Origin of the sequence: Echinicola rosea (genome assembly GCF_005281475.1) — a bacterium.
GTDB classification, from domain to species: domain Bacteria; phylum Bacteroidota; class Bacteroidia; order Cytophagales; family Cyclobacteriaceae; genus Echinicola; species Echinicola rosea.
Genome location: NZ_CP040106.1, coordinates 4,282,030 through 4,302,479, shown reverse-complemented (window position 1 = coordinate 4,302,479; position 20,450 = coordinate 4,282,030). Strand labels below are relative to the sequence as shown.

Below are 20,450 nucleotides of genomic sequence, written 5' to 3'. Positions count from 1 at the left end.
CTAAAAAAGCCCAGTTTAACTAACTTCGCTTTAGTTATTTTCGTTTTATGCCCCTTACGGCTTCCGCACTAAATGGATCATCAGGCCAGTAGTGTTTGGGATAGCGTCGTTTTAATTCCTTTTTGACTTCAAAGTAGGCATTTTTCCAGAAACTATGTAAATCAGATGTTACCTGAACAGGTTTAAATCCGGGTGAGAGTAGGTGAATCAGGACACCTTGCTTGCCATCGTTGACGTTGGGGGTTTCCAATAATCCAAAAAGCTCTTGGAGCCTTACCGCTAGGATCGGCGGTTCTCCATCAGGTTGGTAGCGTAGCTTAATAGATGATCCGCTGGGAACTACCAACCGTGATGGTGCCAGTAACTCTAGTTGCTGCTGCGAGTCGTGATCAAGGCTGTATTGAAGGATTTTCAAAAGGTCTAGTTTTTTGAGCCCGTCCGCTGAAGTTATTTGCTCAAGGTAAGGACTGATCCACTTGGTGTTGGCGAGTAGGATATTGGTGGATACATCAGGCCAGTCTCCAGCCGCTTGCCACTTCCTGAGGCTCATTATCCGGTTCTGCCATTGCTGCACGGCTTCATTGAAGTCCAATAAGCGGAGCCCGTCCTGCCGGATGGCCCTTTCGATTGCTTGGACTTTTTGGCTGACATTTATCGATGATAGCGGTTTGGATTGGAGCACAATATGCCCCACTCTCCATTGCTTTTCGGCAACCAATTCTTCACTTTTAAAATCCCATTCAACGACCTCAACTTCCTTGACCAGAGGAGCCAAATCGGTGGGATTCAGAGGAGCGGCCATAAAGATTTTGCCCATTCCATCCCGGGCATCCACATGGGCTACGCTTAGCCATGCTTCATGGGCCAGGTCATCTTTATGGTTCATACTGGCGATTTTGCCATTGGTCATCTTAAACTGGGCGTTATTTCCTGGACGGGCATGTGCGATACGCTCTGGATAAGCATAGGTAAGGATTAGGCCGCTTTCATATGGGTCAAAGGGCGTATTATCCTCTCTGATATCAAACAATCTTCTGTAGTTGCTGGCTACCTTTTCTAATCGATCAAAGCCACGTCCTTGTTTGTTGGAACCTCTGTGTCTGCGTAATGTTTCCAATCTTAGGTTGATGTCCGTTCCTGTGTTCTGTGGAAGAGGGTCTTTTTCCTCCAAAACCGCTGCTATATCCGTCGCCAATGCCAGGTTTCCATCCTCTTGTGCTTTGACCAACATGTGGGCAATACGGGGATGACAGGGCAAATTACGCAGTATTTGGCCATGGGAAGTGAGTTTTTTGTCCACGATGGCACCTAGCTGTTGGAGCAATTCCTGCGCTTGGGACAGTGCTCCTGCAGGCGGTGGAGTAAGCCACGTCATATTTGGGATGTCCTTAATTCCCCATTGGACCAAATCCAGGCAAAGAGCAGCCAAGTCAGCTTCCATGATTTCTGGAATACGGAAGGGTAAAAGACGGTCATCGGTTGCTTTTGTCCATAGCCTGTAACATGTGCCGGGTCCGAGTCTGCCCGCCCTTCCTGCCCGCTGATCAGCAGCATCCTTGGATATTTTCACCGTTTCCAGCCTGGATAGACCTGACTTTGGGTCAAATCGCGAGATTCGGCTAAAGCCTGCATCAATCACGATGCTAGTGCCTTCGATCGTCAGGCTTGTTTCAGCGATAGAAGTGGCAAGGACCACTTTACGTTTTTTCTCAGGATGAGGCAGAATGGCTTGTTGTTGCTTTTGGGGGCTGAGTTGGCCGTACAATGGAAATACATTGATGCCCGGTAACATCCGCTGTATCAATTCCTGAGTTTTTAATATTTCTCGTTGGCCAGGCAGAAAAGCCAAAATGTCTCCTTCTTTTTCCTTTAAGGCGGTTTTTATCGTTTGCGCCATTTGCTCCGGTAGGGTCCATAGATCGGCGTCTTGGGTATGGATGATCTCCACTGGGTATTGGCGACCAAGACTTTCTACGATAGGAGCTTGAAGCAGTGCCGAAAGCTGTGGCATATCCAATGTAGCCGACATGACCATGATTTTTAGATCTGGCCTAAGGATTTGCTGAACTTCCCTGCAGAGGGCCATAGCCACATCAGCGTGAATGTTTCGTTCATGGAATTCGTCAAAAATCACCAAACCCACATCTTCCAGGGCATTGTCATGGTGGATCATGCGGGTCATGATGCCTTCGGTCAGGACTTCTATTTGGGTGTCTTTGGTGGCTTTGTTTTCGAAGCGAATGCGGTATCCTACATTTAGTCCGACGGGCTCTTTCAGTAAGCTGGCCATTCTGGTGGCGATGGATTTGGCAGCCAGCCTTCGCGGTTCGAGCATAAGGATTTTTTTACACTGAAGCCAAGGTTCGTCTTTTAGGACCAATGGAATGAGCGTGCTCTTCCCCGCTCCTGGAGGAGCATGGAGAATAAGGGTATTGTTGTGTGCTAATTGCTGTTTTACCTGTGGAATGATTTCTACGACAGGTAAGTTGGTTGTAGAAGGATCGAACGGCACTTGATACATTATTTATCCCCCAAAGGTAAGTTGCAGCGACGGTTTATTCAACCTGGCCTAAAAGTAAAAGACTGTTTCTATAACGTACTTTCCTTTGATTGGTAAAAGGAAGGAAACGTCCGAAACAGTCTTTTCTATATAGATGGGTTCTTCTGAACAGGGTTATTCGATGTGCGCTTTACCTTTTCCGTATTCCCAACGGACTTCAAAACCATCTTCCACTACTTCATAAACTAGCTGTTCCTCCATGGTAGAGGTTTCTTGGGATGGTACTGTCACACGAAGGACATCCTTGGATTCATCATAATCATATGCCCCCCATTGTTTGGCGACACTATTGAAAATAAATACCGATTCGGTTTGCCCAGCGATGATGAAGAAGCTGTATTTACCAGCAGGCAATGGCTTTCCCTCGATCTTGATATCTTTGTCGGTTTCGAAGGTAGTGGCATCGTTGGCACCTGCTCTCCATACTTCGCCAAAAGGTACCAAATCACCCCATATTGCCCTTCCTCTTACGCTTGGGGCATGGTATTTAATGGTGATGTTTGCCCCGTTGACTTCTCCAGTGGCTGTCGCTGGAGGGCTTTTGGGTTTTTCATCTTGAGCAAATGCGCCTGCACTCAACAAGAGTGCGAAAACGAGCAAAAAACTGCATCGTGCGATAGTAGGTTTTTTCATGGTTGTTTAAATTTTATTCTTGAATATACTTAAAAGCCATGGAAATAGAACTGTTGGTAGGGAGATTTGTTGGAGAATTTTTACGTACGAATAGCTCATTACCAACTTCCTTAAATTCCTTAAGCAATCACGCCCGAACCAATGCTCTCTTCACCATCATACCATGCCACAAACTGTCCTGCGGCGATTCCTTTTTGAGGATTGTCAAACAGTACATAGAGCCCCTTTTCCTTCATGATCAGGGTGGCTCCACTTAAGGGTTGTCTGTATCGGATTCTAGCCAGGTATTTCATCGATTGACCCGGGGTCAATCTTAGGTCTTCCCTGATCCAATGAACATCATTTGCGGGCACAAAAAGCCCATTTCGGAGGAGTCCGGGATGTTCTTCCCCTAATCCGGTATAGATGATATTTTGCGCTGTGTTGGTTTCTATAACAAACAAAGGCTTTCCCGTACCACCGACATTTAGACCTTTCCGCTGTCCTACAGTGAAGTAGTGGGCACCATTATGTTCTGCTACTTTTTTGCCTTGACCGGCTTGATGTTTGACTGGAAGGCATAGCTGATCCAGCGTTTCCTGATCGAGATCACTGGCTTCCATACCGGCAGGGATTCGTTGATTTTGGTAGATGGCCAAATCTTCTGGAATAATGATAATATCACCCTTTTTGGGTTTGAGTTGCTGTTGCAAAAAATCAGGCAACCTTACTTTCCCAATAAAGCAAAGCCCTTGGCTGTCTTTTTTGTCAGCAGTAATCAGGTCTTGCTCTTTGGCAAGTTTTCGAACCGCCGATTTTTGCAAATGACCGATGGGAAAAAGTGCCTTTGCCAATTGATCTTGACTAAGCTGGCATAGGAAATAGCTCTGGTCTTTATTGTTGTCAGCACCGGCGAGCAGTTGGTACACGGTTTTTCCATCCACTTGGGTTTCTCCTTTTTGGCAATAATGACCAGTGGCCACAAAATCAGCTTTCAGCTTTTGGGCCGCTTTCAGGAAGATGTCGAATTTGATTTCCCTATTGCAGAGCACGTCGGGATTTGGGGTACGGCCGGCCTTATATTCAGCAAACATATAATCAACGATCCGCTCCCTGTATTCCTCACTCAGGTCAATGGCCTGAAACGGAATGCCGAGTTTTTCTGCTACCAGCATGGCGTCCGTACTGTCTTCCATCCATGGACATTCGTTTGAAATGGTGACGGATTCATCGTGCCAGTTTTTCATAAACATGCCGATGACTTCGTAGCCTTGCTCTTGCAAAAGGTAAGCGGCTACAGAACTGTCCACGCCTCCTGAAAGGCCGACAACTACTCTTTTTTTTGTGCTCATTATGTTTTACGTTTTCATGGGGTCAAGGCCCATGAGGTGTTGTAAATGCGTATTTCCTGATTGGAAAAAAAACGCTTATGATTCCTTAAACCCTAGTTGTAAGGGATTAAGTTCCTCTTGTTTTCCAAATTTAGGCAAATTCCATAAGTTAAGGCAAAGTGGACGGATAAATAACGACACAAGGTTGTTTACTTTTTTCAAGCGAGGCTCGTCATCGAATAATACAGCTGTACCTGTGCCGATAGCATTCATTATAGCGTCGAAGGCTGTTTTGTATCTTCTAGTTAAGAAAATATACTGTATTAGTGAGGTGAGGTTTACTGCACTGAAGATGCGGAGGTCATTCGGCCTTTGCGTAGGTCGCATTTGGCAATTGCCGGGACCACCGGCATCCTACATGGCAACATACCTAAGGTGAAGTTTCCGGTGTCAATTTTTTATGATTTTTATCATTTTCCCAAGTGAGTATTGTAGGGATATTTGATTGGTATAAAACCTAATTTTGTTGATCGCTAATTTGTCAACAATATGAATAACCACACCAAAGTTTCTTCTTCACAACCATCACCACATTCTTTTCATATTCCCGTTATGGGGCTGGGTTTCACCATTGATACGCCGCTAAAAGTAGCCAAGTATGGCATAGACAGCGTCGTTTCTATCATGGAGGATCACTTAATTGAATCTATGAGAAAACTCTATTGTCGGAAAAACGGTGTTCCTTACATTCCGATTCGGGAAAAAGACCAAGATGCCAGGGCAAAACGCATTACGGCTTATTTGGATTTATTGAAAAAACTTGTGGATAGGCAGGTGGAACTGCTCCGCTCCACTTCCTTCGATGATCCGGATGCTGAGATCAACCGGTACTTTGAAATGCTTCCAGAAAATCATCCTAAAAGTAAACTGTACAGGGTAATGCAGGCTGCCAATTGCAGCATCAAACCGGAGCTTAGGGAAAGGCTAAAGAAGGTGGTGGTCCCCGGTAAAATCCACGTCAACATCATGACGAAAGTGGATAAAAGAAATTACGATGAGGACGGGCAGGAATTGGCACGGGAGTTTTCAGATGGTTTGGCGGCACTTAGAGGTTTTGCAAATAGCACATTGAGTTCGTCGGTGGTTTTTTCTGCTGGGATGAACCCATCATTATATGGTTATCTGGAGGAATTTGAGGATTTTTTTCCAATGGAAGCCGGTATTCCGGTCAAAGGTGTGATCCTTAAAGTAAGTGATTTCAGATCAGCGCAGGTACAAGGGAAGTTTTTGGCCAAAAAGGGCATATGGGTAGAGGAATTCAGGGTAGAGTCAGGCCTGAACTGTGGCGGCCATGCTTTTGCCACGGATGGGTTGTTGATGGGGCCGATACTGGAGGAGTTCAGGGAAAAAAGAGATGTCCTGAATGGGGAATTAATGGCAATATGCCAAAAGGCCCTGCAGGGAAAAGGGAAACTGCCGCTAGACGAACACATCCGATTCAGGGTTACCGCCCAAGGTGGGGTCGGTAACCATGAGGAGCACCAGCTGCTAATGGAAAACTATGGAGTGGATGCAGTAGGCTGGGGGAGCCCCTTTCTGCTGGTGCCGGAGGCTACCTCAGTAGATCAAGAAACCATGACCCGATTGATAGAAGCTAAAGCAGCGGATTTTTTTCTGAGTCATGCTTCTCCTTTAGGAGTTCCCTTTAATAACCTCCGGACCAGTAGCGGGGAAGTTCAGCGGAAGGCACGGATCGAAAAGGGGCGGCCAGGCAGTCCTTGTTACAAAAAAGTATTGTCTTTTAATACCGAGTTTACAGAAAAACCCATTTGTACCTCATCCCGTCAATACCAATTTCTCAAATTGAAAGCTTTGGAAGAGCAAAAAGGTGAAAAAGGCTATAAGGAAGCAAAGCAAGAGCTGTTGGAAAAAGACTGCTTGTGTGAAGGGCTGAGTGCACCGGCTATTTTGGCCAACGGTGGAAAGCCAGACAGAAACCTCAGTGCAGTGACCATTTGTCCGGGACCAAACTTAGCTTATTTCAAAGGCGTCTATTCGTTAAAAGAGATGGTGGACCATATTTATGGAAAAGTAGCAATTCAATTAACTCCCCAGCGACCACAAGTTTTTATCAAAGAGCTTCAGCTGACCGTGGATCATTTCAAAAAGGAATGGAAGAAATTGCAGGAACATTTTGAGCATAAAAAGGCATCCACATTAAAAAAATCGAAAGTTAACCTTGAACTTGGGATTGGTTATTATCAACAGTGGCTCAGTCAGATTAAGAATATGACAGATGGTGAGCGGACCAGGATGCAAGAGGCCCTTGAGGAAGCAAAGGGCTACTTTGCCTCGGTGTCATTTTCTTGATATATATATATAGAAAAAAGGTGACGTTATCACTGACGTCACCTTACTTTTATCCTAGCTCAAATAACGCTAGAAAATGTTATTGATTTTTATTTTCGTCCTCGGCAAACAGGAATTTCTTTAGATCCTCTACGGATTCCCCAGTTTTCTTTTGGAGTTTACCGAGAAGTTGGTCTTCCTGACCTTCTGCATACATTAGATCGTCCTCAGTAAGTTCGCCATATTTGGCTTTTAATTTACCTTTCAGTTCGTTCCAATTTCCTTTTAATTTCAAGTCGTTAGCCATTTCTATATTGGTTTAGGTTAAAATATAATCGTTTAAATTGTTCCTTGTTATGATCAATCGGTTCTAAGTGCTTTGATCAATTGTTTTTTATCCATTTTGCTTCGACCTTGGATATTCACTTTTTTGGCCTGTTCATACAGGTCATCTTTGGTCCATTCTTCGTAGGGCCTTGATCTGCCCCCTTTTTTGCCAGCGTCTGGTGTATTGGCTATCCTGGCAGCTTTACTTTTACTCATTCCCTGGTCTCTCAGGGCTTCGTATTGTTCGTCATTTTTAATATTTGGACCGTGGTCTTTGCCCATGACTTTTATCAGTTGGTTCACTAATGAAAAATGCAAACAGCGTACCAGTTAATCATTTAATTATTAAAAAATCTTAAAAATATACTTTTTTTGGTTATAGGGATTTTCATAAAAGGATCTATTCCAATTGAATGGTGTAGCAGGGCATAACATAGGCGTCAGCTTTTTGTTATGTGGTATCTGCCGTGGTGATTTAGCATCAAGCCAATATGTGGTGTGTTTGCATAATTTGATGGCTACATATCTTCATTATCATCCTTAATTTCGGCTGCAGATAGATGTTATCATCATATTTCGTCCATGCCTCTTTCTTCGATCAATGGCCCCAATAATTTCACGGTCGCAGTATCCTGATCCAAATTATAGTTCACGGTCATTTGTTCTTTTTCGGTTTCGTGGATGTTTAGACAAGCGTTATAAAATATTTTATGAAACCCTAGGATCAGCTTCCCAGAGGTATTAGAGGTTGATTCGATTACTTTTTCTAGTGTCACATTTTCGGCCACAGCTCCATCCGCTTTCGTGTAGTAAGACAGGAAAATGCCCATCTCCTTTTGCTGTACGGAGATCATTTCGTTAAATCTACTCGATAAATCGTTTGAAGTAGCTTGGGAGAGTTTGAAATTCCAGGTGTATTGCATTTTTAATGAAGAGGTTTTGTTTGCATTACGCAGAGGGACGGGTTTTGTTGTATCGGAAAAAGGGAATATGGGCATTATTTGTCAATCCTGACCACCAGTCCATCAGAGTGGCTACTGAATTCTGGAGCATACATACATTGGATAGTACTGATGCCGTTGGAAAAGATTCCTGCATTGTTTGCCCTCAGTTGGTATTCGAAAACGTACACCCCTTTATTTAGTCGCTCAAAGAAGAAATTGGTGCTGGCATCACGAGTGCTTTCATAATACCCAAGACCATCTTGGTATTGATAAGAGGAGAGTACATTTACCGGCTCAAATCCCGCTGCCCGCATATCCTTGAGGTGCACAAACTCCATGTCCCTGTCCACCTTGATTTCAATGCGCACTTTCACTAGGTCACCCACTTTGATGCCTATTTTTCCTTCGATGGCATGAAAGATTTCTCCCTGATCTGTATGTGCCTTTACAAACAGTTTTTTAGTGATCTTGAGTGGGGTAGCGGTGTGGTGCTGGATATTATCGAGGTCTTCAAAATACTGCCAGTAGAGCGCGCCCCAAACGATGCCTTCTTTTTCATTGGTAAGGGTGACTTTGCCCATTTCAGGTGTGATCTGATCAGCGCTCCAGGATTTTTTAAAATAACCTGTTCCAGCTTCTTGCTGGATAGTTTCATCTGCAGCAGGAGTGACTTTTTGGTGTCCTACGGTAACCTGAACCGTTTCCGCAATACTTAGCCAATCTGTTCCTTGAAGTAGCAAGGCCTGAACAGCTGATGCAGTGGCTTTTGTATTGCTCCACTGGTTGGTCTGTTTGTGCTTGAGGAGCCATATTTTCATTTCATTTATCCTATTGGCCTGTTCGGCAGTGCTATGATCATCCATGGGGATTTCGGTAAAGGTTTTGATCAACAATGCCTGCGTTTCGATAGGCGCTTGGTTCCAGTGCCAGCTAGGTCTATTGGCTTTCCAATAGCGGCCAAGCGCTGGATTGTGGACGCTGTTTTCCAATAGTGATTTTAGGATTTCCTGGTCGATATCATTTGATAACGTTCGATAGCTCATCAGGGCGACCATGGCCTGTTCTTGTAAGCCCAAGCTTGTCCATTGGCGCAGGGCCAGTTGTTGGTAGTAATGGAATGCTTCCTTTACACTGTTGGAAGAATCACTCTCTGGTCTTAAGCTCCGCAAATAAAGGTAATGAACTTGGATGGGCCTTATGACATTTCCTTGGAACAAACCATTTATTTTTGCAGTGGCTTTATCAGCATTATCCGTCTTGTTTTTAATATCTTCAGCTTTGTTTTGTAGCTTTTGATAGTCTTCCAAGAGCTGCTGGTCCAGGTACTTCATAGCCTTGTCGATCATACTGCTGACCTTCTTTGATTGGGCTGCTTGGACATTCATCTTTTGTAGCTCGGCCAGGCCTACGACGATGTACTGTGTGATGTAGCGATGAGGATATCGACTGCCTTTAAACCAAGGAAAACCACCTGAACTCATCTGTAATGATGACAATTTGTTTATGTTATTTGACAGTTCATTTGTTATTTTGTTCAAATCAAATAATAATGCGATTCTTCGTTTTTGCTCACTTTCGGATTGGGCATCTTGTAGCCATGGGGTTTCCTGAATGATCAAAGATTTTAATTCTTGGTTCTTTTCCAGGTTGCTGAGCAAGGCTCCACTGTCTTGGTTTTTCCAGCTTTCAAAAACAGTCTTTAACCGGGGATGGCTATCTACGATGTGCTTGGCGAGGGCATTGGCAAAAAAACGGGAATAGGTTTGCTCAGCACATTCGTAGGGATATTCCATCAGGTAAGGCAATGCTTGCACAGCGTACCATGCCGGATTGGAGGTGACTTCCAAGGTCAGCCGATGATGGGTCAGTGTAGTGGATGGATTGTCAATCATGTTCTCCATCTCAAATGATTTTTTTCCCTTGGTATTGATCCACATGGGCATGCTTTCGGTTACCAACATACGATTGGAGAGGATAGGCAATACGTTTTGTTCCCCATCAGAAAAATTACCCGCAACGGCCATTACTTTATATTGTACGGCTTGGAGGCCTTCCGGGATTTTTAGAAACCAATTTACTACTGTATTTCCCTTGGCACCGATCTGCAAAGGTTCGTTTGCCTGGTTATTGTCCAGCTGCTGATCGATTACCTTGCCCGTAATCGGATCGGTCAATGCTAACCGTACTCTTCCTGATAGAGGTGCATCAGATAAGTTACTGATTTTGGCAGATAGCACAAGCTCATCACCTTCTCTGAGGAATCGGGGAGCATTTGGTGTTACCATTAAATCCTTTTGGGTTATGGCCTGCAGTTGCTTGTAACCGATGTCCAAGGTTTGGGTATGTGCGAGTAGTTGGAGTTTCCATTTGGTCAGTGATTCTGGTGCGGTGAAGCTAAAGCTTATATTTCCAATTGAATCAGTACTGAGGTGGGGGTAGAAAAAGGCGGTTCCCCTCAAGTCAGTCCTGGCCTGCACTTGTGCCATTTGCTGGTCGAGTAAAGCTTGCCCTTCTTTGGTGGTAATGATGATCGCCCCATTGGTGGCTTTGTCTCCATAGATCGCAACGGCTTCCTCGGGGCTCAGCTCTTCTAATGTGGCAATGTCGCTTTGGTTTGGTACAGCAGTGGATATTTTTCCATCAATGATATAAAGTACCTGAGCACTGATCCCTGAAGCTTTGCCCCTGATGGCTATTTCCGCTGGGGGTTGGTTGGCATCTGCCCGTGAATCCAATGCTTCCCCATGGGAAGGAGGTAAAAGAGCTGCATTGCTTTCTTTTCTATTTGCCTGATAGCCTACCACCACTACTTCTTCCAAGCCGCTGATGTCTTCTGGCAATACCACATGGATGACGTTGCGTTTGGGAGAAATACTTGCGGTGGTGGATAGAAAGCCGATAAAGCTAAATTCAAGTTCATCTCCCGATGCGGCTTCTATGCTAAATTCACCATTCAAGTCAGAAAGAACGCCTTTTTCCTTACCGGCGATACTGACGTTTACACCTACCAGTGGCTTTTCATCCACATCGGTGATGGTGCCTTTGACGAGGCCTTCCGCCAAGGACTCATCATGGTCGTATGTGATTTTTGGGTCAATGGGAATCCATTTTTCTCGAAGGGATTGTACATAGCGATAATTAGGGTAATAAGGGTTGCTGAAATGAAATCCAAACCAATTGAACTGTGTCAGCGGTAAAGCATCATATCGCGAGGAAAAACGAATATTCATATAGTATTTTCTTTCAAACACCGTGGTGGAAAAACTGGAATGGCTGTTAAATGATGCCTGGCTACGATAATGGTTGGTGGTAGTGGAAAAACCCCATTGGTGTGGTTTAAATTGGTCCAAAGATGCATCATACATGCTGGCTAGCAATTCTGCGGCGACGCTATCTTTTTGTGGTCCTTTTACCTTCAAGGTCCACTTTTGGTCTGAGCCGGGTTGGATCTTGTCACGGAAGGTGAGGGTTTCTATTTGCAGTTCCTTTTTCGGATAGGGGACATTTACCGGGAGTTGGCCCGCAATGCTCGAACTGGCAAAGGCCGTTGTATAGTGAATCACAAAACCTCCGAGATCGGTGGACTCCACTGGAAAGGAAAGGCTTTTGTATCCCTTTTTTAGGTTGACCAACCAGGTGTTTTTGATCACCCCATCTTTTTCCAGGAAAACGCTTACCGTTAGGTTATCTGCAGCGGTGCCCATGGTAAGCGTGGCGGTGTCTTCGGGTGAATAGGAGGATTGGTCCAGTTGGATATCCAATAGTTGGTGGTCGGGTACGGTTTTACTTGCTTTATCCAGCAATGTGAAAAGTGCTTTGACAGATACTTTTTGGCCGAATTTGTCCATCGATTCCAATTCAACAAGGTATTTCCCTGTTGACCACTGGTCAAATCCTGTAAGGTTAATTTCTTTTTCCTTTTCGGTGTCGAATGTGCTGTTAACGATTAACTTACCTTTTTCCCAATTGAGGGGGTCTCCCTCATTTCTAAAGGGTTCATGTGGAAAATGCTTGATAAATTCATCCTTGTCCCATCGCTGATAGTCCGTTGAGGATAATGGGGAGTCACGAAGGATCCGGCCGGGAGCAGTTAACTTATAGATTTTGAGTTTTCCACTGGCAGGAATGTTGATGTCGTTTAGGTTGGTGCTGTTGATGCTCAGTGAAATGCTATCCTGTTGCCTATATCCTTGCTCGGGAAGGTCAAGGTTTAGGAGCAGGGCGTGGTATCCGATCTTTACAGTGGTATTTGCAGTTCGGGTTTCGCCATTAATATCAGTGAATTCCGCCGACACGGTATAACGGAATAGCGGCTGGTCACCCTCGGGGACGCTTTCATCAGGTATGGCCTTAAAAGGCAGGGTGAATTGGCCTTCCGCATCAGTTTGTAAGGTACCGTGGGCGATTTCCTGAGATGGTGCCCTGTGGACGGGACGTCTCCAATAGTACCAATACGGCATTTGCACCTCTCTGACCACTCGATAGGTCATAGTGGCATTGGAAATTTTACTTCCTGAATATGCCAAGGCTTCGCCATGGACTTGGATGCTATCATTGACCTGATATTCTTGGTCAATCGGTTTGAAACTGGCTTCGAAAGTGGGGCGCTTGTATTCTTCTACAGAAATACGCTGGTGTCCATTTGTAAAATCGGCTCCCCTGAGCGGGATATTTTTTACTTTGTCGTTCTTATTTACTTCAAGTTGGAAATTTCCCGTCAAACCTGTCGTAGGCAAAACGAACTCTCCGCTAAAGGAGCCATATTCATTGGACTCAAGGAGTAGTTCTGAGACCTTTTCCCCATTTACATCTTTTAAAACGACTTCCACACTTGCTTTTGGCACGATTTCACTTTGGTCGTTTGCTCTTTTTACAAGGATACCTTTAAAAAACACGGTCTGTCCAGGACGATAGATACTTCTATCGGTGAATAAATGTGTTTTGATGGTGGCTCCTTCATGATAGGAATAATAGCCCCGGCTGTTAAAATTTCCAAATGTGGCCATTTGACCATCTTTCTCGACCTTGGCCTTTACGCCATAATACTGGTCTTGCACTTTAAATTCCACAAAACCACGGTCATTTGTAATAAGGGCGTTTTTGGGTAAGCGTGTATTTTTATCGTATCGACTACTGCTCATGGTTATTTTAGCTCCTTCAATAGCTGCTCCATTTAAGCGGTCAATCACCTGCAGGGTGACTTTATTGCCTATATTTTGATGGATCAGGGCCATATCGGTAACCTGTATCACCTGATATGCTTGATGGCCAAATGTTTCAAGATCCTTGCTTTCGCTATTGGCTACAATCAGGTAAGTACCAGCTGGTAGGGCAGGGAGAAGGTTATCCATGCTGTGAAGCTGATAATCTTCTTCATTTTTCAATTTACTCTTCCAAGACTTAAATGGTTTCAGCTTTTGGATAAAGTTACTTTGGGCATTTTTGTAGCGTAGTCGCTCGAATTGTTCGTATTGATCGACATCCAAATCGTACACGGTGAATTCCAGTTCGTCGAGATTTTTATATTCTGCCAATATGCGAGCTTTTTGGTTGATAGGAAGGTATTTTTCGGTGGTAAGTTCTAGATAGGGCTGGATAATGGATTTACGCAGTGAAGAACAGGATTCGGTTCCCATTCCATCTGGAAAAGTAGCGATTGCCTTTTCAAGGACCTGCAGCGCTTCCCGACGCTTAAATTGGTGTAGGGGTGCATCCTCTGGGGAATATTGATTGGCCATGTTATGGTATAATGTGGCCAGGTCATAGGTGATGAGTGTGCTTATCGAATTGGATTGGTATTTTGAATAGAGTTTTGACAGTGCATCTTCATAATGCTTCTCTTTGGATTCACCAGTATAATTTTCCGCGACAAACCGTAAGCGCTCCAGTTGATTTGCGACTAATGCGTTCTCATTTTTTCTACCGCGGTGGTAGTCGATTAGCTGGTGATAGACACGAAGGGCTTCGTAATGTGTGGAAAGACTGGGGGAAGTATATTTCGGAAGGTAGTTTTCATCTTGAAAATAGCCTGCTTCATTGATGAGAAATTTATCCTTGGGTTGGTGGATGCTGGATTCGTCATTTTTATAAAAATCCAAAGCCCTATGAGCCAATACATCAAATAGGCTGGGGGTTAGGCCTTTGGTTCTATCTTCTTCCAAAAGGATCGTTTGGTATTGGTCTATTGGGGTTTGCTGCGTTTTTTTCTGATCTTGTAAAGCCCGTACATGCAGTGCGTAGATGTGTCGGTAGAGCTGATCTAGATTCCAAGTCCTAAAGTCGGTACTGTCCATCACCTCGGATGTTTGACTTCGATCGTAAAATCGATAGCGATTATCCTTGAAATATTGCCAATAAAATTGTGCCAGCATGCTTTCCAGAATATTCCGTTCGGGAGCATTAGTTTGGGCTATTTCCTTGTTATAATGGGCAATAATCTTCACTTGGGCTTCTTCCTCCAGTGTCAAAGCAAACTTTGCTTGGTAAAGCATGGCTTTGATCCACTGAGGTGAATTGCCTTCTGCTTTGGCTTGTTGATAAATGGAATCAGTGACAGCCAAGGCGGATTGGGGAAGGTTTTTAAGCTCCAATTTTTCGACCTTGTTCCATTGGGATTGGTACTTGTCTTGAGAAAATGCTAAGATCGGAAGAGAGAGTAAGAATAGAAATAGCAGAGATTTTGTCATAAAAATAGTTGTTTGACGGTGCAAACCGTTTTGTGGTCGAGGCTTATACTTAAAACTAATAAATTAATTATACGGGATAAATCAAGGAATGTTAAAAAATCCTTTCGCTTAATGTCCGAATGGGCTTGTTTTTTTCCCTACGGGGTTTAGCGCAACGAAGTATCAACGGTGATGCTGGGAGAAGAGCATTCGTTTGGTCCCGTGACATTCCACCATAACTTAATATCTTTATGGCCGTTATCGTTAGGACATTATGACCAATGGGATTATATGAAATTACCGAGTTTGGCCAATATCAAAAAGGAACTTCAGCATCTGACATCAGAGGAGTTGGTGGACTTGCTGATGGAGACGGCAAAGTTTACAAAGGACAATAAGCAGTTTGTATATTTCAAGGTGTTTGGTCGGGAAAATCCACAGTTTTTTCAACAAATGGTAGAGGAGGAGTTAGCGGAATCCTTTGAAGCGGCCAATATGGACCATGCCTATTTTGCCAAAAAATCTGCGCAGGCCAATCGGCGCAAATTGAACAAGTACTTGAAATTTACCAAGGACAAAACCGTCCAATTGGAGTTGATCGCTTATTTTTGTAAAGCTTTGATTTCATATAAATACCTTGAATTTGACCATCAAGTGATCCAGAACCTGTATGACCTGCAGGTATCCAAAATTCAGAAAATTGTTTCCACCCTTCACCCGGACTTGCAATTCGACTATCAACTCCTCGTCGAAGAGGTTGAATCTTATTCAAAACATGTGTAAAATACCGTAAAATAGGTATTGAGTTCCTGTAAAAAAGATGGTACCTTTAGGACAAACACGAGAATTAATGTAGAATTAAATATATTATTTTACGTTTTATTCGATTTAAAATGAATTGCTATCGTTAAAACACGATCGATTGTTCCAATAGTCTTTATCGCGTCTATTGGTAATTTTTACTACCACAAACTACGCTCCATCCGGTAAGCTAGACGGTCTTCACCAAGCTGTTTTGCTTGATATTTTGATTACTTCAGTCAGCATCATTTCCTTGCTGGCCAATTTCACCATTTTCAATAGAGTTTGTTATGCGGATTTCCAAAAAAGGCGTTGTGGTGCTTTCTACTTTGGTCATTATCTCCTTGGCTTTTGTTTACTACTTTTTTGTTCATGTGGCGGGGAATGAGAAAACCATGAACGCAGATAATATGCGCGTGCTGGGAAATATCAAGACCAATATCGAAAATTTAATAGAAGGCCAAAAAAAAATATTGACTACCGATCAAAGTATCCAGCATCCAGGGGACTATGAATACAGATTTGGGCAAGACCACGTGGTATTTAAACTGATGGGTGAACCCAAAGATACCACAAAGAACAGCGGAAACCCGAAAATTGACAGGATCGCTTCAAAAATAAAAGCTAAGGAGAATTATGAAGAGCTTTTTAATAATCCGCTGATTGTGCGGAAGGATATATTTGATTTTATCAGTATCAATTGTGTGTCTTCCGTGGAAGACCAAAAGGAGCTCAATACATTGTTCACTAACAATCCGACTTTTGGAGAGCTTTATTATACGAGAGACAGTGTGATCAATGTTTTTGAGAGCAAAAAAATATTTCAACTGGATTTGGGGTTAGCAGAGTATCAAGCCTACAATACACTCTTGTGCAAATCAAGGGATGGTGCTGTTTATCTCACAGGACTCGTAAATATGGAGAAGTTTGAGGATCAAAAACGGGAAGTATCTGCTCATACCATTTCCATTGCGGTGATCCTTACGATCATCATTTTACTTGCGCTCCCCATAATTAAGCTTTTTGTCATGAGTAATATGGAGCGATTGTACACCAAGGACGTATTGTTCACAGGAGCATCGGTTACAGTGATTCCCATGGGTATCATTTTGCTTTTTATGTACCTGACCACGCAGCTTAAAGATGATAAAAATGAGGCCAGGGAAAACCTTGTGGCGCTAAACGATCAGGTAGATCAAAACTTTGAAGGAGAGATTTCCAGCGTTATGGACGTGCTGAATGACATCGATTCGATCACTACCCAAGAATGGAAGAATAAGAATGATTCCATACATAATGTTTTCAATTGGATCAAAGGATTTAACAGGCCAGAAAGCTCTGCTTTTTTTTATAGCTTATACCAAAAAGATAGGCGTGATGCATTTTCAAAAAGTATAGGTGATACCACCGTTTATCGTGATTCCGAAAAGGGTAACTATTGGTCCTTCGGAGGGCTGAGATACCCGGATTTTAATTTAAAACAAGGGCATCGATTCCAATATTTCAATTCAATTTTTTGGTGCAGCCCTGATGGGAAAATTCGTATTTACATTTCCAGTGAAGGCAATCCTGATAAGGTCACCGATCTCTCTCATCGAAAGTACATCATGAAAGTGGCCAACAAAGAAACAAGGTTATACAAACGTGAGCAGCCCCTTTTTATGGAGTCTATCCGATCGGTAAGTGACGGGAATTATGAAATTGGTATTGGTATTCCTTCTGGAATTGATTCGCTTCCGGTTTTGGCGGCAAGTTTTTCCTCGGCCAGTCTCATTGATCCATTTGTAAAACCGGGCTACGGCTTTTGCCTTATGGACAAATCTGGTAAAACCCTTTTTCATTCTGAGAAAGAACGCAACCTTAACGAGAATTTCTTGGAAGAAACAGGTGGCAAATTTACCCCCTTTGTATCCAGTGATCGACCCCAGTTTGCCTCTGCGGACTACCAAGGCAAATCCCATTATGTTTACCTCAGTAAGTTGGACTGTATAGACGGCTATTATTTGGCCACTTTTCAGGATAAGGAATACGTTAATACAGCCAATTCCATGACCATTATGCTTACCTTAGAGATGCAGGTAGCCTTTTTGTTGGTACTTTTTTTACAGGGCATGTTGCTATCCTTACTATCCACCAAACCCAGTAATCTCAAGCAGAAAGTTTTTGCCTTCAATTGGCTAAGGCCTTACTGTTCTGATGATCATCAGTATAATCGTGCGTATTTATGTTTGTTTATGATAAATGCTTTGGCAGGCTTTTACTGTTTTGTAGAAAGTATATTACATGCAGACTTTGACGATTTTGTCATCCACGACTTGATGCTGGTTGGGATATGTGTGGTGGGCATTAACTATTACGTGCTGTCCAACTTATTACCACCCAGCAAGAAGATGTACACGCGTTTTGGTAAGCCTAGCCATAATAGGTTTTTAAAAATCAGCTTTGGGGTGATTTTGGGTGTGCTGATGATTGGCAAATTGATCTTAATGGGCCATGCCAAGGACCTAAAGGCCTTTGGTAGTTTGGTATTACTTGGGCTACTCGCTATTGGTATTTATAAAATCCTGATAATGATACCTTTGCAAAAGGAAAGCGGTAAAGGCGACATTGGAACCAGGAATTATATAGGGCATAAGGGAGCGCAGTTATTAAAGAAATATGAGATGAGGCCTATGCTGAAGGCATATCAGTTGTTTACCTTTTCGCTGATATGCTTGATTACAGTGATACCCAGTTTTATTTTTTACTCAATCAGCTACAATAAGGAAAGGGAAATCCTACATAAATACTATAGCTATGACCTTACCTCTCAATATGCGAGTTGGTTTCAAAACAAAGCCAGCCAGTATTATGACATGACACATCCTAAAAAGAAACCCCGTGTCCCTAATCCCGAAAAGTTCGTAGCCACGATGGTCAATGAGGACACTTTCTTTCACTCCACGTTGAGTGACTTATTGTTGGATTCCGTCAAATACACTGCGGGTGCAGATTTAGGTCATGTGGATAGTTTGTCGCAGGATTATATATATTATTTATTGATTGGAGGAGTATATGGGGACATGCGGATTGCATTTAATCCGTATGGGCTGGCTTCAAAAGGATATTTGTCCCATACTGACTGGGATCTTGGGTGGAAGTACGAAGCAGATACGTTTACATATTACGGCCCTGATAAGAAATATATTGTGGCCGGGGCTCCTAAGCGATTCTCTGAGTTCTTTATCGATAATGTGGCGATGATGGTGTTGGTGCTTGTACCTTTGCTGGTGGCAGTGATATTCTTTTTGCTATCGGGAACGTCCCGAAAAATCTGTGGGCTGGCTTTCAAGGGATATGTGGACCACCTTATTCCCAACTTTGACCAGCCTGCCAAAATCCATAAACATGACTTGGTCAAGATCTACCAAGAAGCTGACCTATGGCGCTTAAAGTATGACAAGGGAATCGGAAAAGACAGTTTTAACAACACTTTCTTGGTAGGCGTAAATGCCTCTTGTGTAAGAAAAGTTTATCAACAGCTGGAGCATGAATATCCCAGTACCTTGTACACCATGGACATGATAGACTTGCCCCATGTGCTGAAAAACCAAGCGTCAGAGAATACGTCAGGGGAAAGTCCTGCCGGGACCATCTACCATTTTAGGAACAGTAAATTAGGCTTGGATGTGGCATTGGACGAAATCATCAAATCACCGGTTTCAACGTACACAGCATTGGAAACGGTGTTAAGAAATTCGGTGGAGGGCAAGGGCTTACATGAACAAAAAATATCCGAAAATGACAAAGACCTTCCTAAACTTCCCCTTTTGATCTATATCGAACACTTTGAATTCTCATTTGATGATATGGACCTCAACCGGATCAAGGTGCATATCCTTCAGCAAATGGTACACAATCCACTTATTCGCGTGGTGATATCAAGTAACATAAGCCCCATAAAAATTTATGAGCACTATGAAGATCAAATCAACCATTTTTCTACTGACCCTGGGGCAAAGGCAGAGGAGGCATATGAAAAAATGATGGCACTCAAGATGGATTACAGAAATTGGCTGAATGTTCTGGGAGGTTTCTATCGGATCAATGTTCCTTTTGACACCACCCAAATTGATTGGTCACGTGGAGATAAAAGGTCACCTCAATATGACGTGATGAAAGGAGAATTTGAGCATGGCAAGTACCTCAACCAGCTATTCTTCAATAGAAGGCTTTACAAAGGATGCGACAATGAAGAGGATGTCATCCTGCACGTTCAGGAGACCTCTTATACGTATTATTATTCTATTTGGAACAACCTGTCAAAAGAAGAGCGATACATCGTTTACGATATTGCCAGGGATAAATTCGTCAATACCAATAATGTGGACGGGATCATTGATCTGTTGCACAAGGGAATACTGGTTTTTGACCATTCTTTACGGTTGATGAATGAGAGCTTTGGGAATTTTGTGCTGTCCAAGGTAAGCAGTGACGAGGCACTCGCAAGAGAGCTGGAGTCCAAGCAAAAGGGCACTTGGAACATTACCTTTGCTGTGCTGATTTTGGTGGTCATTGGTTTATTGGTGTTTATTTCCTTTGGCAGGATTCATGTACTCAGTGAAATCAATACGATCATCGCTTCAGCAGGAGCCGCCATGACCCTTTTGGTTCGGCTTGGTGGCTTGTTTGCCATTAGCAAAGTGGTGAAGTAAGAGTGGGTTTGAAGATCCTCCAAACGTGCGTTTGATCATGAAATCAATAGCATTTCAGGATATCTCCTCCGCTCCCTTCGGCTCCGCTAAAGGGACGGAGGGACGGAAAGGGGGAAATAATCTGTAATTTCCTCTCCGGAATACGGGACTGCTGCGTCGTTCCTCCT

The 20,450-nt window shown here is 43.3% G+C and carries 10 protein-coding genes; 3 read left to right on the top strand and 7 right to left on the bottom strand.

Annotated features, from left to right (window positions below; all coding sequences use genetic code 11):
* Positions 1-34: 34 nt before the first annotated feature.
* The 3 genes from hrpB to mnmA all read right to left on the bottom strand — a co-directional run bounded on the left by hrpB (position 35) and on the right by mnmA (position 4,524).
* Positions 35-2,521 (bottom strand): ATP-dependent helicase HrpB, encoded by a 2,487-nt coding sequence (hrpB, locus tag FDP09_RS16805; protein WP_137403773.1) that lies wholly within the window; start codon positions 2,519-2,521, stop codon positions 35-37.
* 153 nt (positions 2,522-2,674) lie between these two features.
* A complete protein-coding gene (locus FDP09_RS16800) occupies positions 2,675-3,193 on the bottom strand; it encodes a DUF2911 domain-containing protein (RefSeq protein WP_137403772.1) in 519 nt (172 codons plus the stop codon).
* A 119-nt stretch (positions 3,194-3,312) separates the two neighbouring features.
* Positions 3,313-4,524 carry a tRNA 2-thiouridine(34) synthase MnmA gene (gene mnmA, locus FDP09_RS16795; RefSeq protein WP_137403771.1) on the bottom strand — a complete coding sequence of 404 codons (1,212 nt, stop codon included), beginning with the start codon at positions 4,522-4,524 and terminating at the stop codon, positions 3,313-3,315.
* Positions 4,525-5,052: 528 nt separating this feature from the next.
* On the opposite strand from mnmA, the gene FDP09_RS16790 reads away from it, so the two are divergent.
* A complete protein-coding gene (locus FDP09_RS16790; protein WP_137403770.1) occupies positions 5,053-6,873 on the top strand; it encodes a hypothetical protein in 1,821 nt (606 codons plus the stop codon).
* A 79-nt stretch (positions 6,874-6,952) separates the two neighbouring features.
* On the opposite strand, the gene FDP09_RS16785 is transcribed toward FDP09_RS16790, so the two are convergent.
* The 4 genes from FDP09_RS16785 to FDP09_RS16770 all read right to left on the bottom strand — a co-directional run bounded on the left by FDP09_RS16785 (position 6,953) and on the right by FDP09_RS16770 (position 14,809).
* Positions 6,953-7,159: a CsbD family protein gene (locus tag FDP09_RS16785; protein WP_137403769.1), complete on the bottom strand. Its 207-nt coding sequence runs from the start codon at positions 7,157-7,159 to the stop codon at positions 6,953-6,955.
* Positions 7,160-7,212: 53 nt separating this feature from the next.
* Positions 7,213-7,461 (bottom strand): DUF7218 family protein, encoded by a 249-nt coding sequence (locus FDP09_RS16780; RefSeq protein WP_137405074.1) that lies wholly within the window; start codon positions 7,459-7,461, stop codon positions 7,213-7,215.
* 287 nt (positions 7,462-7,748) lie between these two features.
* On the bottom strand, positions 7,749-8,102 hold the full coding sequence (locus FDP09_RS16775; protein ID WP_137403768.1) for a hypothetical protein: 354 nt from the start codon (positions 8,100-8,102) through the stop codon (positions 7,749-7,751).
* Positions 8,103-8,176: 74 nt separating this feature from the next.
* The gene (locus FDP09_RS16770) at positions 8,177-14,809 is read right to left on the bottom strand and encodes an alpha-2-macroglobulin family protein (protein WP_137403767.1); all 6,633 of its coding nucleotides are present in this window, start codon (positions 14,807-14,809) and stop codon (positions 8,177-8,179) included.
* A 270-nt stretch (positions 14,810-15,079) separates the two neighbouring features.
* On the opposite strand from FDP09_RS16770, the gene FDP09_RS16765 reads away from it, so the two are divergent.
* Both FDP09_RS16765 and FDP09_RS16760 read left to right on the top strand, forming a co-directional pair.
* Positions 15,080-15,571 (top strand): hypothetical protein, encoded by a 492-nt coding sequence (locus FDP09_RS16765; RefSeq protein ID WP_137403766.1) that lies wholly within the window; start codon positions 15,080-15,082, stop codon positions 15,569-15,571.
* 413 nt (positions 15,572-15,984) lie between these two features.
* Entirely contained in the window at positions 15,985-20,283 is a 4,299-nt protein-coding gene (locus FDP09_RS16760; RefSeq protein ID WP_137403765.1) for a PDC sensor domain-containing protein, read from the top strand.
* Positions 20,284-20,450: the final 167 nt, after the last annotated feature.